The sequence below is a fragment of the Flavobacterium endophyticum genome (assembly GCF_003634455.1).
In the GTDB taxonomy this organism is placed as follows: domain Bacteria; phylum Bacteroidota; class Bacteroidia; order Flavobacteriales; family Flavobacteriaceae; genus Flavobacterium; species Flavobacterium endophyticum.
In genome coordinates, this window is the sequence record NZ_RBLC01000003.1 from 114,580 (window position 1) to 130,382 (window position 15,803).

The window sequence follows — 15,803 nt, forward strand, 5'->3', positions numbered from 1 at the left end:
GTATGAAAAAAATAAAACTTTTTTTATTCTTCTGCTCTTGTGCGGCTTGGGCGCAAAACCCGCCAGAAAATCTGCTGAGGATGCAATGCATATCTGATAAAGCAGATCACGAACATCTAGACAGCAACAATTTGTTGGAGAAGAAAAACACGCCTTTTTCCTATTGCGGAAACACTTCCCAATACTACAGCCAGAACAGCCTTTATGTCCCAAAGCCTACGCAGGATATCATCTACATCAAGCTGAACTTTATCTTCTTGACCAAACCAGATGGCACCGGCAACTTTGAAGAAAACAACCTTGAGCACCAGCTGGTCTGGGACGATATTATTGCCAATATGAATTACAGGCTGGGCCATATTGAAATTCCGCAAGACGTGACCTGCTACAATTACGATCCCAATCCGGCAAACCATGTCTATGATTCTAGGATAAGAGTAATTGTCAACAGAGTCTGGAAGGTTGATCCGGCATGGAATTTTCTGGTGACAGGCTACGTTCCTTCTGAAGGTCCTTACAGTAATAATAGTATCCTGATACCCGGCTATAATTATTATTACTCCTATTACGACAACGACCCGACTATCCGCGAAGGCATCAATGTCGTATTCGCTAATAATGGCGAACTTTACGAACAGCTGGCACAAGGCAACTGTGCATCGGGCATTGCAGAAACAGGCTGGGCCGCTTCAGAATTTCCTAGCGAATACAACCTGAGCCAAAAGTCAAGGCAGTTTTGGCCGGACATGTACACCAAATACTTGTCTATGAAACACTGCGTCACCCAGCAAGGCTACCCTTGGAGCGATGTCAGAGGCTGGTATGTGGGAGTAGGTTATTCTAGCTTTGTGCATGAACTCGGACACAGCCTCATGTTATACCATCAAGGCTGCAACGATCATGTGATGAATGCCCAGTGGAATACCAACCACAATTACATCAGCAAGGATGAAATCGGAAAGATGTACCGATACGCTTCTATCTCTAGCGTAAGGCAATATTTTACGGAAGACTCCTATACACACGATGTCTTTAAGGTCAACTCCGACGAAACTTGGGACTTGAATTTCAGAATCTATTCCAACGTACAGGTAGAAAATGGCGCGACACTCAAGAGCACCTGCAACATGATCATGCCTGCCGAAAGCCGCGTCATTGTCAAGAACGACAGCCATTATATTATAGAATCGGGAAACATTAGCTCTGCAGATAATGAAAATTGGAACGGAATCAAGATTGAAGGAACGGGCGACCTGCTGATCAAACCCAATACTCTTATAGACAATGGTTATTTTTATGCCTATACAAGCAATAGCGTCTTGCCAGCCTTTAAAGCGCCAGTAGGTGAAATCGCGATGAGAAACCAAAAGGCAGTCGAGGATAAAACGCTCGTTACCGATATAAAAATATATCCTAATCCAGCACATTCTTATTTTAACATAGATACCGGCAAGGAAAAATTAGTCTCTTGGGAACTCTATGATTTATTTGGAAGGCTGATCCTAAAAGAAAGCACTCCGCAAGTCAACGTGCAACAGCTATCAAAAGCAAATTACATACTAAAAGTAAATCTAGGTACGAAACAGCTCTCAAAAATCGTCAGTGTAAACTAACTAATTGTAGAGAATTATAAGCCTAAAAAAAATCCTGATAGTATCAGGATTTTTGTTTTATAGCTAGCAGAATGACCTTTTATTTTAAAAGTCCTTCCGTCTCGGTTAAAAAAGTATCCAGCGATTTTTTGATATCGACATCCATCCTATCCGCCAAAACAATAAGCCACCAGATACTTTCGCCCAATTTATGTTCCAGTTCCGTAGCCGTATCTCCCTTTGGCCAGCGGCCTTGCTGTGACATCGTATGGCGGCCCACTAGACCCGCATCGGTCAAGAATGCCAAAGCATCTTCTTCTACGGTCCATTCGCTCCCATGATGCTTTACTTCGAGCTCATGATATTTTTTTCGTAACGCCAAAGAGCGCGCTATGATAGTGTCAAGATTGTTCTCTTCCATTTTTTAAATATATTAAAGTAAATCCGCTTTTGCTGTTGCTATTTTTCCCTCGCGAAAGGTCAGGTCAAACAGTCCTCCTATTTTTCCTTCGGGAAACGTTTCGGTAAATTCCACTTCCAGATGTGCTTTGTTATCTTGAATGTCCAACTTGACGAGTCGGGTCTGTGTCTGGTATCCTATAAAATAGCTCGTAAAATACTCCCGAATTCCGACATGACCCTTAAACGTTCTCCCGACAGACGGGTCGTCTAGTACGGCATCTTCCCAATAACTTTCCAGATAGCCTTCGGTATCGTAAGCATTGCCTTTATTGATCCAATCTGAAACAAACGATGTGATATCCATTCCTGTAGTTGTGTATTAGTTAAAAGAAGCCCTAAATTCTAAAGGCGTTACATTCGTCTTCTTTTTAAAGACTTTGCTGAACGACTGCGGATGCTCGAAACCCAGTTGGTATGCTACTTCTGCTACCGACAGCTGGGAAGTAGAAAGGTATTCCTTCGCCTTTTCGATCAGCTTTTCATGGATGTGCTGCTGCGCATTCTGTCCCGTCAGCGAACGCAGCATATCGCTCAGATATCTTGGCGATACATTTAGGTGCTGCGCCAGATAGTCTACCGTTATCAGTCCGTTTTTCAAAGGCTCCTCTTGTTCAAAATAGGACTCTAGCACTTCTTCCATCTGGGCCAGCAAGTCGTGATTTACCGCTTTGCGCGTAATAAACTGCCTTTTATAAAAACGATTGCAATAATTCAGCAGTACTTCGATATACGAAATCATCAGGTCTTGGCTAAAATCATCTATCGTTCCGTTCAGTTCTTGCTCTATGCTATCTAGCACTCCAAGGATAATTGTCCTTTCCTTATCCGATAAATGCAAGGCTTCATTGGCTTCATACGAGAAAAAACCGTAGGATTTGATGTTCTTTCCTAAAGGATAATTTCTGATAAAATCAGGGTGCATCAATAACGAATATCCCTTATATTCCGTATCATCGCCGATGATTGAGATCAACTGGTTCGGAGCCGTAAAAACCATGCCGCCTTCATCAAAATCATAATACCCTTGTCCGTAACCGATAACTCCTTTCAGCGTTTTCTTATAGGAAATCTTATAGAAGTTAAACAAAAAAGAACTTTTAAGATACGACCTGTCCAATACCATCTTGGTATTGTCAACCAGGCTGATCAGCGGATGCAGCGGTTTCGGCAATCCGAGCATCTGATGCAGCTCCGAAATCGAATTTATTTTTACCGGACTGTTAGACTCTTTTTTCATATAGCTAATTTACTAAATCCCCGAATACCATCGCGTTCATTTCTTTTACCGCTAATTCGGCACCGATTTCTAGCCTTCTTGCATACAATTCGTTGGCAAATTCTCCGGCAACATAACGCAGCTGGTTCTTGCCGTCGGTAGCGGCTTCATACACTACATCAGCAATCCATTCTACGGGTTCAAAATTAGACGGATTCATCAATCCGAACAATTTCTCCAGACCCGCCTCATATGCAGGGTGTCGGGCCACATCCAAGGCATTTCCTGCAAAATTAGTCTTGATGCCTCCAGGAGCAATTGTCTTGATTCCGATGTTATGAAGTCCTAGCTCATATGACATGCCTTCGCTCCAACCTTCTAGTGCCCATTTGGTCGCATGATAGATAGAATCCAGAGGAAATGTCAGCAGTCCGCCGATAGAAGTCGTAGTAATAAACAAGCCTTCCTTTTTTTCTCTGAAATACGGAACAAAAGCCTGAGTCACTCGGATAACTCCTAACAAGTTCGTATCAATCTGGCGTACCAGCTGCTCATCAGACAAAGCTTCCAGTGCTCCGATAAGCCCATAGCCCGCATTGTTAAACACTACATCAATAGCATGTTGTTGCGTCGCTATCTTAACGGTTTCTTGGATGTTGGCTACATTCGTAACATCCAAGGGCAAGAGCGTGACATTCTCTAGTAAGTTGAGTTCTGTTTCTTTGTCAGGGTTTCGCATGGTAGCAATAACGTTCCAGCCTTTGCTTTGAAATAATTTGGCAACTCCTTTGCCTAATCCTGATGATGCGCCTGTAATAAAAATTGTCTTTTGCATTTTTTTTGTTGTTTAAAAGTTATAGGACAAAGTTCAGCAGAAGCCATCGCCCCCATGTTGCCATAATTCCATTTGTAGTAGCCAAAATGACGGATGTCCCTAAGCACTAGCTATTAATAGCTTTTACAAAAAAACCCGACACTTTCATGTCGGGCTTTTGTTTTGCGGATAATCTTACTCTTCGTAAATGTAAGGTATTTCAAAAACAACCTTGGCTCCTACAACCTTCTCGTCTTGGTCTTTTATAGTATCGGTCTGCACGACAAAATCTTGGTTTTTGGTGTAATTAATCAATCTTTCTTTGGTAATGGTCATGGCTAGCGATTTGTGATTGCTTATTGTTTTTGAGTTGTCAAATCCTTTCCCGTTATCCAAGATTTCAAAAAACAACTTGGCGTCTATTAGGTAAAAGCGGATGGCAATGGTACCATTTTGGTCTTTGTCTGCCAAGCCATGTTTTATGGCATTTTCAATAAACGGCTGTGTCAGCATTGGCGGTAAAAACAGCGATTCGGTATCGATTCCTTCTTCGATTGCAATCGTAAAGCCAAACTTGTTGCTGTATAAGAGCTGCTGGATAAGCAAATAATTTTCCATCATTCCCACTTCTTCGGCTAACGAAATATAATTTTCGTTTGAATTCTCCAGAATCTGTCTGGTCAATACTGAAAATTTATTCAAATAGTTTATAGCATCTTCGTCTTTTTTATCACGGATCAATGCTTGGATGTTGCTAATCGAATTAAAAATAAAATGCGGATTCATCTGCGTGATGAGCAGTTTTTGCTTGATCTGGTTTTTCTCCAATCCCGCAATCGCCTGCTTTTGTTTGGTATTTCTGTAATAGAAATAGCCTCCTAATAGCAATGCCAGAAGTGCTCCGGAAAGCCCGATGAGCCAATTGTTTTTGGCTGCGGTTTTCTTTTGCGTAGTCAGCTTGTAGTTCAATTCTTTTTTCTCGAAATCGTATTTAAGAAGCTGTTGTTCCAGCTCATTTTTAGAGGCTTGAATCTGACTGGAATCGACTATCTTCTCATGAAATTGGTACATTTCAAGCGCTCTTTCAAAATTTTTAGTCGCTTTGCTGATATCATAAATAAGATGGGCACCTTGCTCTTGAAGGTCTTTGCTTCCTGTTTTCTTGCTTAGCGCAAAACCTTTTTCTGCAGCAAGACCTGCTTGGGTGAGATTTCCTTTTTTGATATATAAACTAGCAAGTCCGAAATGAGCACTGGCTAAGGCAGCATCGTTTGTGGCCTCTGCCAACTCTTTTATAGACAAGATCTCGTTAAATATTTTTTCTGCTTCGTCAACCTTATTGAGATGCATTTTAGCATTTCCCAATCGAGATAAAAGAAGGCCTGTAATGGTATGGTTTTTTATTTTTCTGGATATTTGCAATGCCCTGTTGCAATAGTCTATTGCTTCTTCGAACTGATGGAGCGACGAATAGGAATACGCTATATTGCCATAAGCCAAGCATTTAAGATAGCTGGTGTGGTCATTTGGCTCTTGTGCATACGAATCTTCATAATACAGAATGGCTTTTTCATTATAGGCTATTGCCTTTTGATGCTGCTTCTGGCCGATATAAATCTGTCCCAAAGCAGAATACGCATAGGCCATATCATCTACATAATATTCTTTATCTTTTTCAAAATATTTGATTGCCGAAAATATCAGCGGTATTGCCTTATCGTCTTGGTTCATCCGCACATAAAGTGATGCTTTTACGATCATTTCGCTGTACATCTCATCATACGCTTTTACTGATTTAAGAAGGGCAATGCTCTTGTCGTGATATGCCAATCCTTTTTCGCGTTCTTTTGTAAAAGAGTACTCCGTTCCTACAGTAGAATAGTAGCCAGAGAGCCACATGGTATATTTTTTCTTCAGTTCAGGAGGATTGTTTTTTTTATAATTCTTTACTGCAATCTTTCCCAGCATGGCATTCAAGACATAATAATTCTTGTCGTGCTCACTATAGTAATCCATGGCATTCGATACTGCTCTTAGTTTGGTCGTATCGTGAAGCTTGGGATTGTTTACTAAGGTCTTTATCGAATCGATAATCTTGTCTTGGGAATAGGAAACAGAAAATGCAAATAAGAGTACTACTAATGCAGTTCGTTTGGTTGTTCTATGCATGGAGGAAAATAGATACGGTTATTAAATTGAGCCTCAAATATAAAAAATTAAAAGAATAGCTGTTGGCTTGGAATGTTAGGTTTACGCCAACAATGCACTCCGTCGAAGCTATTTTTTGTCGCGCAGCTTATTCGCCCAGTGCAAACTGGCTACCCATCGGGCTTTGAAGTTTTTAAAATAGGCAAAAGGATTGCGTATGGGCTGATGCTTATAGAACTTAAAAAAGGAAATTGTCTTATAGCCATTTAATTGCCAAGATGTTTCATGTAACAGCTTGTAGAGCATAACCGTAGGCGATGGCTTAGGCAATAGCTTATCATCCTTCCAAGCTAATTTCGGTTTTGTTCTAAAGCCACCTATCGGTGCCTTGAGGTGCATTATCTGCGGGTGCGGGAGATACAAGATATCATGTCCTCTTTTTCGTAGCTGCATTCCAAAATCAGCATCCTCGCCAAAACCAAATTCAAAACGCATGTCAAATTGAAGACCTTCTAAGGCACTCCTCTTGACGATGCTGCATCCCGAACCAAAAGTCTTCCACTGAAATACCTTGTCAAAAACGGCCTTTTCGCCCGCCTGCAAACATTGCAATGTATATGCGGCATTCCCATATTGCCGTATCTCGACAGCCGCTTGCTCTAAGAAATCATTACTGATGCGAATATCATCATCGGCCAGAAAAACCCATTCGCTTTCTACTTGGACCAAAGCTAAATTTCTAGCATTGCAGGCTCCCGCTTGGTGCGTAAATGTATGCAAAACCAAAAAGGGCCAAGACTCAGACTGCAGATACGCCAGTCCACTTTGGCTCTCCGCTTCAAGGTTCTGTTCTACGATAATGACTCGTTGCGGCAGCAGCGTTTGCTCCGATAAGTCCCGCAAAAAATCATACAAGTATTTTTCCCTCCCTATAGTAGGAATCACCACATCAAAAGTCGCTGAATCCATAATTTCTTTGGAAGATTGCACCGGAATCTGATCAAAAATAGTGTTCGGCAACCTTCTTTTTTGATAAAAAAAGCTCTTAAAAAAAGAAAACAGCGGCAGTTTCTTTTCATGCACTACAAAATTAAGCAGCAATAAAAAGACCCATCGTAACCGATAATGCTGACTTACGAATCGAAACACATTCGGTTTGCCAGCCGGCGCTATTTCAAAAGCAGCACTCCCATTCGCGAGCAGCCGAGGTTCAGAATAGCACAATAGCCCTAGAGGCATAGCAAGTTTTGCAAGAGAATGCAAGAAATAATCAAAATCGCGATCAGGCACTATGTGTTTTTCAAGACACAGCAGTACGCTGCTATGCAGCCCTCCAACCATAGAACTCATTCGCCAGCTGGCAAAGGTCGAATTCAGGTCTGGGTTAGCAAAAAGACTTTCGTCTGCATATCCGATAATTTCTGGAAGATACTTTCCAGACGACGGAGCATACGAAGCCATTATTTTTTTATGGTGGAATACTTCCGAAAGACGTTCCTTATTGAGATGCTCTCTTTGCGACTCATGGCACCAAAGCACCAAAGAATCAGGAAACGTACGTGCAATCTCAAAAAGCGCTTGGGCAATAGAAACTGCCTCTATAAGCACCGCCTTAGAATCCGAATCATTCCAAGCCTCTGTCACCCTATTATTTTTATGATAGAGGATAATCATAGCTGCTGCTGATAAAATTCGATATGCTGCAAGACTGTTTTTCGTATGTCGAAAACCTGCTCGGTACGCACTCGGGCATTACGGCCTATTTGTAGCGCAAGCTCTTTATCTGCCAGCAGTGCCGTGATTTTGGAAGCATAAAGAACATGATCCTTCGGATGCACCAGAAATCCGCTTTCACCGTCTATGATAAGCTCCTGTGCCCAGCCAATATTGCTATTGACAACCGCTTTCTGCATGGCCATAGATTCGATGGTAACCATGCCTTGTGTTTCTGCAAAAGTCGGAAAGACGCATACATTGGCTTTTTGCATGTAGCCCTTTACTTGAGCATAAGGTACCTTGCCTAGATAGCTGACTTTATTTTTTAGCGATTCGTCCAACATGGAATATAACAGTTGCCATGTAGAAGGCGACCCTGTCTGGATATCAAAAGAATCAGCGCCGATCAAGACCAGCCTTATGTTTGGATAGGTTTCGGCTGCTTTCTCTAAAATAGCAGGAAGCTCCAGCACGCCCTTTTTACGGATAAGTGTCCCTACGTATACCACCAGTCCCGGTTCAAAATCTTCGGGAGTTTCGTTGGCAAAATCAGAAAGCAAGATTCCGTAATGCAGAACACGTATCACTTTATCATTGATTCCGAAGAGCTGTTGCGTAAGCGCCCCTGCAAATTGTGTAGGAGCAATAAACGCTTTCGCTTTGGCCATTCCAATCTTTTCAAACCATAAATTTTTTAGTTTCTGTTTCCTGTTTTCCAGATGGCAGAAATAGGCATCGCTTCCATGAAAACGAATAACCAGAGGCACCTTCAAGTTCATAAAAGCAGCAATACCTGTCCAATCGGGAGCTTCGATAAGGTCAATTTTATCAAGAGAAACAAATCGGTTCAGATAATCCTGTAAGTATTTGCGATAGAAAAACCACCCAAAATAGCGATACTTCTTGTGCCGTATCAAATGTATTTTTATGCCATCCTCTACAAAAACAGTATCTGTTTTTTGAGAATAGACAAAAACCGAGACAGCAACTCCTTCCTGTACCAATGCCGTAGCCAGGTTCTTGATGCTAGTTCCGATTCCGGCAGCATGCAAGACTTTTTCATGTGGATATTCGGGTGTAAGAAAGGCGATGTGCATCATTTAAAAAATTTATCAAGCAGAAATTGGGTAAATACCTTGGCTCCTTTTTCGTTCATGTGCCCGCAAGAAGAAAAGCAATCTTCGTCCGTCACGACATCCTCAAAATTATGAACTTCTGGATACAATTGCACTACTTCTTCAAAATAAGCGATATTTTTTACGTTCTCGCACATAGGCGTAGTTACGGCAATCAATCGGATGTGGTTTTCGCTGCATATTTTTTTGATTGTCTCATAGGCCCGATTTTTTTTTGGATAATGCTTCGAAAGGTCATACTTCATGTCCTTTCCTGTATTTTTTAAAGGATAAAACCCATAATGCTGCAAGTTTTTAGAAGGCCGTTTGGCAACCGTAAAAAATAATTCCCGCATCCCGATTTTCGCATCGTATTTCAGATAGCGGTAAAAAGGAAGGTAGTACAATTTGTCAAAATCAGCTATATTTTTATAATAGCTACTAATCAAGTCTGATTGGTTCAGATAAGGATAAAAATTAGCCCGTGTTCCTTCAGAATAACCGTTGGAATTAATATTGAGGTCTACCTCAACGATAAGGCTCTTTATTTTTGCGCCTTTTGCCAAGAGCAGTTGCAACAGTAATGCGCTTTCTTCCAGCCGCGAGCCGCTCATTCCGAAATTATAAGCCGTAAGTCCTCTGTCGATAAACAATTGCGGTACAAAATGATTATTTGCCCTCGACGAACCCAAGAAAATTACATCATATTCTTGTGCAGTACCAGTATACGCCAAGGCAATCTTATTGCGAGGCTTGCTGTTGGTATAAAATGCAGTAAAAGTATAATCCAGCAAGTAAGCGGCCAGCAAAATGGCGAGCAACAAACCTAAAAGATAATAGACAAATTTTTTCATGGATAGAAAAGCCTGGGTCTCAAATTAATATGCATTGCGTTCCAAATCCTTAATCTTCTGCGCTAATGTAGCGGAAAACAAATGAGCCCCTTTGGTATTCAGGTGAAAGGTGTCATAAAAATAATCCGAAGACTGCGATAGGGAATCCTCAGACATATCCAAAAAGTAAACTCCCTTTTGCTCTTTAGCAAAATCAGCCAGCGCCTGTTTTAATGGCTGTGTCAGACGTCTGCCAACTGCTAGTCTTTCTTTATATTCTGGTGCCCAAACCAAGATAACTGCAATAGAATCTTTAATCCTTGCCTTCACAAACGATTTCATCTGTGCCAAGTCTTTTTCATAAGACCTTTTAAAAGCAGGATCCGAAAGTCTTTTGAGATTATGGCCGTCCCTTTTAAAGGCAATGGATTTTGGAGAAAACCCGTCAGTTACAGCATCCTTATTTTTAAACTTCTTTCCCAAAAAAGACCCTAAACCAATTCCAAGAAACCTTTTTTGGGTATTGTATTTCAGCAACGGAATACGATCTACCCACAAATAACGGCTATCAAATAAACCTAATCCTTTTTTAAGGTCTTGATCGTCTAGATAGGGCAAGAATTGATGTTCTTCTGGAAGCTGGGCAGAAAGAGTAAAATGAGCCAAGTCGACATTTTGCAAGATTATTTTAGGCTTTTTATTGTGTTCTGCGTACAGGCTATATTTCAATTCTTGCAGATTATAAGAACCAGCGTTAAAAGAAAGGTTATGCACTTTTTTATTTGAAGCTGCAGAAAGCAAATCTGGATCATAAGAAACCACGCCTCTTGAAGATCCTAAGATTACCATGTCTGCATCAATGGTACCTTTTAAGATAGCATTCCATTCTGAAAACAGCGTGTTCTTCATTTTCTTTAATCCAGAATCAGCCGCAAGCTGTACCGCATAAGACAGCAGGAAAGAGCCGACAAGAATCTGTACTATATAAAGCAAGAACTGTTTCATCTAAAACTGGAAATAAATAAAGCTTTTATATTCCGAATAGACGCCAAACAGCAGCAGTACTATGATGGCCAAACAGATTTTAGGATAGCTGTATTTTCCTGAAATCGGCTCGATCTTATAACGGTTAAACCATTCAAAACCTACAAATAGCACCAGCATCAAGACCAGTTCAAAGTTATACCGCTCGATGTTAAAATATTGAGGCTTGAATTGCCAGTTAGAAAACATTCTCTTGATATAACCGAAAGCGTCTGTTATTGTTCGGGCTCTGAAAAAGATCCAGGCCAAACAGGTCAGTGCAAAAGTCAGCCCGATTTGCGGAATCAGTTTCATGCCTTGGATAAAGCTTACACCCTCAATATTTCCGGTATGCGTCCTGTTCTTGTTGCTCAAGAGCAATGGCAAGAAATATAGGGCATTTAAGAATCCCCAAGCCAGAAAAGTCCAGTTGGCACCATGCCAGAAGCCGCTGACCAGAAAAATGATAAACGTATTTCGAATCTTCATCCACGTGCCTCCTTGGCTTCCTCCTAGCGGAATATAAAGATAATCCCGAAACCACGACGAGAGCGAGATATGCCATCGGCGCCAAAACTCGGCAATATCCCTTGAAAAATAAGGATAATCGAAATTTTTAAGCAGGTTGATGCCGAATAACTTAGACGTACCCAAAGCAATATCAGAATAGCCCGAGAAGTCGCCATAAATCTGGAACGCAAAATAAACCGCCCCTAAAACCAAAGACAGGCTGTTCATGCTCTCATAATTATCAAAAACAGCATTGGCATATTGTGCACAGCTGTCGGCAATCACTATTTTTTTGACCAATCCCCACAAGATCTGGTGGATTCCTTCCTTAGCCTGCTGATAGTCAAAACTGCGTTTGACTTTGACCTGTGGCAGCAAATGCGTGGCCCGCTCAATAGGACCTGCAACCAAGAGCGGAAAATAACTTACAAAAAGTGCATAATCAATAAAATTACGCTCTGCCCTGATCCGTTCCTTATAAATATCGATGATATAAGAAAGTCCGTGGAAAGTATAAAATGAAATACCTACTGGCAAGACCAGGTTAAGCAGAAACGGATTCGCCTGCATACCAAAACCCTCAATCAGTTTGGAAAATGATACCGCGAAAAAGTCATAATATTTAAAGACGCCTAGAAACCCTAGGTTGACACCCACGCTGATCCAGAACCAAGTTTTTCTTTCCGCTTTAGAGCGACTGTTTTCTATTTTCAATGCCGTGAAATAATCCAGCCCGGTCGAAAAGACCAGCAAGAACAAGAACCTCCAGTCCCAGCAAGAATAGAAATAATAGCTGGCAATAATCAGCAACGTATTTTGTGCCTTCTTCGACGAGTTAAAAACAAACCAGTACAGAAAGAAAACTATAGGGAGAAATATCGCAAAGGATAAGGAGTTAAAAAACATAGATTAGTGGATTATGTTGCGAATGGCTTTCCAGATTCTTACGGATGCATCTTGGAACGGCTGCTGGTTGATGACCGCAAACCATTCTTTCGCATGAGAAATGTTAGATTTTGGGTTTTGCAATGTTGTTCGGATTTGGTCCGCGATTGCTTCAGGCGAATGTAGCCAGACTACGGCTTCAGTAGCCGGCATGGAACGGAAATGTACATAATTATAAATTTTCTTGACCGAAGAGCTCGTATTCGCCGTACGGGCTGTATCATAATTGACAAAACTGCACGGCTTGTCATAGCACGCATAATCAAAAACCATAGACGAACCTAGGTTCACAACCATTTCTGTATGGAAGATGGTATACTGCTGCAACAAGATATCTTCTTTTGTTGGCAATATGGTATTCCAGCCTTCGCCTATTTTTTTCCAAAGCGGTGACAAGCTGGTGATAAGATCTTTGTTTTCTTCCAAAACAGCATCATAACGAGCTGAAAAATCTACCGGACAGCGTCTGAAAATAATGCCCAGATTATGCCCTTCAGCATTCAATTGCCGAACGGCTTTGGCTGTATCCGACAAGTATTGTTGATCGTCTGGCGATGTCGTAATGTCATCTCCCGAATAGCAGATGTATTTTTTGGCAATATCCAATCCGTTGGTCGCAAAAAACGCTTCTCTTGACTGCAAGCCATTTCGGTCGGCATGAAGTTCAAACTGAGGAGTCCCTGTCACAAAAACCTGCTCTGGTCGGATATAATCATAATAATACAAAAGCTCTTTTTTCATGTGCTCGCTCCAGACAAAATAATAATCCGTTTCTACCACCATCGTGGCCTTCGGAAGATTATCCCAAGAAAAGATAAAGGAAACCGTTGGGATACCTAATTCCTTTGCAGCCAAAAGTGGAGCAATGGCCAATACCGGACGCTGGTTTGTGCAAAACACCATAGCTGGCTTTTCTTTTTGGAGCGTTTCAAGCGAATACTGGTAAAACGGAGTGGTCCGTTCCAGTTTTTTTATTTTTTCGCGTGCCCTTTCCAGTCCGCTTTTTGAAGTATGTGTTGCTATCAGTAGACGTGTCGCACTGCTCTTGATGGCACTTTTTATATTCTTATACGAAAAAGGAAAACGATAATCGTCATATACCTTGTCATTGCTTTTTTGGATATTCAAGCTCAGCTCGATATGCTTCCGCGCATTTTTATAGATGTCGGTCAACGGATGTGTTTTCGCATGTCGTATTTTTACCTCCTGATAGCCTTCGGCAGTCAAGTCAAAAGGCGTATTGTTCCAAAAGACAGGCTCGAAACCCTCTTTCAGTCCCAATTCATAAAAATGAGAATAGGCAAAATTGCGTAATCCTATCCCGTCGGGTAACAATATAAAAATCTTATTTTTCATGTTGCATACAATCTTTGACTAGCATTCTTGTGAAAACTTTGGCGCCCTCGCCATTAAGGTGTCCGCAATTATAAAAAAGCGTATCATCGAGCGTTTTAGAATAATCTTTCAGGCTGGGAATCTTGCGCTTGAGCTTATCAATATAATCCGATTGCCGCACAGTAGAACAAAACGGAGCACAAAAATAAATAACTTCGATGTTTTTATCTTTGCAAAGCTGATCGATCTGATTAAAAACCTTGTTTTGGGCAATAATGCTATCTGGCAACCTGAAATTGTTGTTTTTTATGAACTTGACCTGCTTTGGGACAAAACCGTCTGTAAAATCAGTCTTGCTTTTTTTGCTTATCACCGAAGAAAAGAATTCGCGGAAGCCTATCTTATAATCATTCACCTGATAACGATAAAACGGAAGGTAATAGTAAGCCAAGTAATCGGGGTTGCTTTTTTCGAGGTGATTGCGGATTATTTCGTTTTTTCGGATATAGGGAAGCGATTCCGAACTTACGATAGTCGATATAGATTCTGTATTAAAAATATAATCGACCTGCAGGAAAAGTTTTCCTATTTTCACATTGTTATGGATAAGCAGCTGGAGCAAAAGATAATTGTCATCTAATTTGGCACCCTGTATTCCTAAATTCAAGACTTTCTTCGAGGTCAATGTTTTGATAAGTTGAGTATCTATATGGTTTTCAACTCTTGAAGATCCTAAAAATACATAATCGATTTTCTGGTCCTTTAGGCCCAGCACATATTTTGTTTTGTTTCGCGGAATAGAACATACGTATACTTCTGTATAAGCCCAGTCAAAAAGACAAAGCAACAGCACAGTTGTCAGCAGGATAACACCTATTTTTCTTATAAATTGCTGCATTAGGATGGAAGATAAAAGATATTATCTTTTGCAGATTGTAAAAATGCGTTTTTGGGCGAATCCAATATCATCTATAAGTCTCTAAATTGTTTCTGATGGTTCAATTGCCAAATATCTTCATTTTTTAGGGAATCAAGGAACAATTCCGCACTATTCCCTGCACCAAAATCTTCTTGCTGCAGCTGTACTTGATGGCTGTCGACAATTTTGAGCGCTTCGCTTATACTTTCAACGCTGTAATCTGTATTTATAATATCAGAATGCACGGCCCTATTCTGCTGACGCGTCCCTATATTGATAATCGGGATGCCATAATACGGCGCTTCCCGAATTCCAGCGCTGCTGTTTCCTATGATGAATTGGCTGTTCTTGAGCAGCGTAAGGAAATATTCAAAACGCAAGGACGGAAATATCCTGAACCTTGGATGCCCTTTTAGTTTTTCATAAGAATTTAGGATAGCCTTGCTTCCCAAATCGTTGTTCGGATAGATAACGACATAGTTATGATGGTCGTTGAGCAAAGCTTGGGTAAAGTTATCCGAATACTGAATCATGTGTGTTGCTTCGGTCGTTACGGGATGGAACATCGCAATGGCAAAATCGTCAAACCCGATTCCGTAGTAACTTTTCGCAGTCTCCAACTCAGGAAGATTTTCAGAAAACATAATATCTACGTCAGGAGAACCGATGATAAAGACAGAAGAAGCCATCTCCCCCATCTGAATCAGCCTTTTGGCAGCCTGTTCGTTAGACACAAAATGCACGTGGCACAGCTTGCTAACGCTATGGCGGATCAGTTCGTCAACAGTTCCCGAAATTTCTCCTCCTTCGATATGTGCCACCAAAATGTTATTGAGAGAACCTACGATAGCTCCTGCTAAGGTTTCTACTCTGTCGCCATGAACAACAATCAGATCGGGCTGGCATTCTTTTACGTAGGCAGACAATCCTTCTATAGTTTTTGCGAGAGTCAGATCCATCGTCGTCTCGTCTGTATGATTAGAGAACGTATGGATATTCTGGAAGCCACAGCGCTCGATTTCAATAAGCGTATACCCGTATTCTTCCTGTAGGTGCATTCCGGTCACGGCAATATAGGGCACAAATCCTGAGTCTTTTTCCAATATTTGGATCAGAGATTTGATTTTCCCGAAATCAGCTCGGGTTCCGGTAAGGAAAAGTATTTTTTTCACGGC

At 41.1% G+C, this 15,803-nt stretch carries 14 protein-coding genes; 1 reads left to right on the forward strand and 13 read right to left on the reverse strand.

Annotation, left to right across the window (positions count from 1 at the left end):
- Nucleotides 1–2: 2 nt before the first annotated feature.
- Nucleotides 3–1,613, forward strand: coding sequence for a T9SS type A sorting domain-containing protein (locus CLV94_RS12010; protein ID WP_121376745.1), 1,611 nt, complete (start codon nucleotides 3–5; stop codon nucleotides 1,611–1,613).
- Between the two features lie 79 nt (nucleotides 1,614–1,692).
- On the opposite strand, the gene CLV94_RS12015 is transcribed toward CLV94_RS12010, so the two are convergent.
- The 13 genes from CLV94_RS12015 to neuC form a co-directional block, all read right to left on the reverse strand.
- Complete coding sequence (locus CLV94_RS12015) at nucleotides 1,693–2,013, reverse strand: nucleoside triphosphate pyrophosphohydrolase family protein (RefSeq protein ID WP_121376746.1); 321 nt, start codon at nucleotides 2,011–2,013, stop codon at nucleotides 1,693–1,695.
- Between the two features lie 12 nt (nucleotides 2,014–2,025).
- Nucleotides 2,026–2,358: a nuclear transport factor 2 family protein gene (locus CLV94_RS12020; RefSeq protein ID WP_121376747.1), complete on the reverse strand. Its 333-nt coding sequence runs from the start codon at nucleotides 2,356–2,358 to the stop codon at nucleotides 2,026–2,028.
- 15 nt (nucleotides 2,359–2,373) lie between these two features.
- Nucleotides 2,374–3,291, reverse strand: coding sequence for a helix-turn-helix domain-containing protein (locus CLV94_RS12025; protein ID WP_121376748.1), 918 nt, complete (start codon nucleotides 3,289–3,291; stop codon nucleotides 2,374–2,376).
- Nucleotides 3,292–3,295: 4 nt separating this feature from the next.
- The gene (locus CLV94_RS12030) at nucleotides 3,296–4,105 is read right to left on the reverse strand and encodes an SDR family oxidoreductase (protein ID WP_121376749.1); all 810 of its coding nucleotides are present in this window, start codon (nucleotides 4,103–4,105) and stop codon (nucleotides 3,296–3,298) included.
- A 174-nt stretch (nucleotides 4,106–4,279) separates the two neighbouring features.
- Nucleotides 4,280–6,253, reverse strand: coding sequence for a tetratricopeptide repeat-containing sensor histidine kinase (locus CLV94_RS12035; RefSeq protein WP_121376750.1), 1,974 nt, complete (start codon nucleotides 6,251–6,253; stop codon nucleotides 4,280–4,282).
- A gap of 108 nt (nucleotides 6,254–6,361) precedes the next feature.
- Nucleotides 6,362–7,906 carry a glycosyltransferase family 2 protein gene (locus CLV94_RS12040; protein WP_121376751.1) on the reverse strand — a complete coding sequence of 515 codons (1,545 nt, stop codon included), beginning with the start codon at nucleotides 7,904–7,906 and terminating at the stop codon, nucleotides 6,362–6,364.
- Nucleotides 7,903–9,048, reverse strand: coding sequence for a glycosyltransferase family 4 protein (locus CLV94_RS12045; protein ID WP_317125116.1), 1,146 nt, complete (start codon nucleotides 9,046–9,048; stop codon nucleotides 7,903–7,905). Before CLV94_RS12045 ends, CLV94_RS12040 begins: the two co-directional genes overlap by 4 nt.
- A complete protein-coding gene (locus CLV94_RS12050; RefSeq protein WP_121376752.1) occupies nucleotides 9,045–9,917 on the reverse strand; it encodes a hypothetical protein in 873 nt (290 codons plus the stop codon). The genes CLV94_RS12045 and CLV94_RS12050 overlap by 4 nt, the downstream gene beginning before the upstream one ends.
- Before the next feature lie 24 nt (nucleotides 9,918–9,941).
- On the reverse strand, nucleotides 9,942–10,901 hold the full coding sequence (locus CLV94_RS12055; RefSeq protein ID WP_121376753.1) for an SGNH/GDSL hydrolase family protein: 960 nt from the start codon (nucleotides 10,899–10,901) through the stop codon (nucleotides 9,942–9,944).
- Nucleotides 10,902–12,335: an MBOAT family O-acyltransferase gene (locus CLV94_RS12060; RefSeq protein ID WP_121376754.1), complete on the reverse strand. Its 1,434-nt coding sequence runs from the start codon at nucleotides 12,333–12,335 to the stop codon at nucleotides 10,902–10,904.
- Between the two features lie 3 nt (nucleotides 12,336–12,338).
- Nucleotides 12,339–13,730, reverse strand: a complete 1,392-nt coding sequence (locus CLV94_RS12065) for a glycosyltransferase family protein (RefSeq protein WP_121376755.1) — start codon at nucleotides 13,728–13,730, stop codon at nucleotides 12,339–12,341.
- A complete protein-coding gene (locus tag CLV94_RS12070) occupies nucleotides 13,720–14,607 on the reverse strand; it encodes a hypothetical protein (RefSeq protein WP_121376756.1) in 888 nt (295 codons plus the stop codon). Before CLV94_RS12070 ends, CLV94_RS12065 begins: the two co-directional genes overlap by 11 nt.
- A 71-nt stretch (nucleotides 14,608–14,678) precedes the next feature.
- Nucleotides 14,679–15,800 (reverse strand): UDP-N-acetylglucosamine 2-epimerase, encoded by a 1,122-nt coding sequence (gene neuC, locus CLV94_RS12075; RefSeq protein WP_121376757.1) that lies wholly within the window; start codon nucleotides 15,798–15,800, stop codon nucleotides 14,679–14,681.
- Between the last annotated feature and the right edge of the window lie 3 nt (nucleotides 15,801–15,803).

Excerpts from the sequence above, each read along its gene's own strand:
- CLV94_RS12010 (WP_121376745.1), top strand. The coding sequence starts at position 3 with ATGAAAAAAATAAAACTTTTTTTATTCTTCTGCTCTTGTGCGGCTTGG.
- CLV94_RS12015 (WP_121376746.1), bottom strand. The coding sequence starts at position 2,013 with ATGGAAGAGAACAATCTTGACACTATCATAGCGCGCTCTTTGGCGTTA.
- CLV94_RS12020 (WP_121376747.1), bottom strand. The coding sequence starts at position 2,358 with ATGGATATCACATCGTTTGTTTCAGATTGGATCAATAAAGGCAATGCT.
- CLV94_RS12025 (WP_121376748.1), bottom strand. The coding sequence starts at position 3,291 with ATGAAAAAAGAGTCTAACAGTCCGGTAAAAATAAATTCGATTTCGGAG.
- CLV94_RS12030 (WP_121376749.1), bottom strand. The coding sequence starts at position 4,105 with ATGCAAAAGACAATTTTTATTACAGGCGCATCATCAGGATTAGGCAAA.
- CLV94_RS12035 (WP_121376750.1), bottom strand. The coding sequence starts at position 6,253 with ATGCATAGAACAACCAAACGAACTGCATTAGTAGTACTCTTATTTGCA.
- CLV94_RS12040 (WP_121376751.1), bottom strand. The coding sequence starts at position 7,906 with ATGATTATCCTCTATCATAAAAATAATAGGGTGACAGAGGCTTGGAAT.
- CLV94_RS12045 (WP_317125116.1), bottom strand. The coding sequence starts at position 9,048 with ATGATGCACATCGCCTTTCTTACACCCGAATATCCACATGAAAAAGTC.
- CLV94_RS12050 (WP_121376752.1), bottom strand. The coding sequence starts at position 9,917 with ATGAAAAAATTTGTCTATTATCTTTTAGGTTTGTTGCTCGCCATTTTG.
- CLV94_RS12055 (WP_121376753.1), bottom strand. The coding sequence starts at position 10,901 with ATGAAACAGTTCTTGCTTTATATAGTACAGATTCTTGTCGGCTCTTTC.
- CLV94_RS12060 (WP_121376754.1), bottom strand. The coding sequence starts at position 12,335 with ATGTTTTTTAACTCCTTATCCTTTGCGATATTTCTCCCTATAGTTTTC.
- CLV94_RS12065 (WP_121376755.1), bottom strand. The coding sequence starts at position 13,730 with ATGAAAAATAAGATTTTTATATTGTTACCCGACGGGATAGGATTACGC.
- CLV94_RS12070 (WP_121376756.1), bottom strand. The coding sequence starts at position 14,607 with ATGCAGCAATTTATAAGAAAAATAGGTGTTATCCTGCTGACAACTGTG.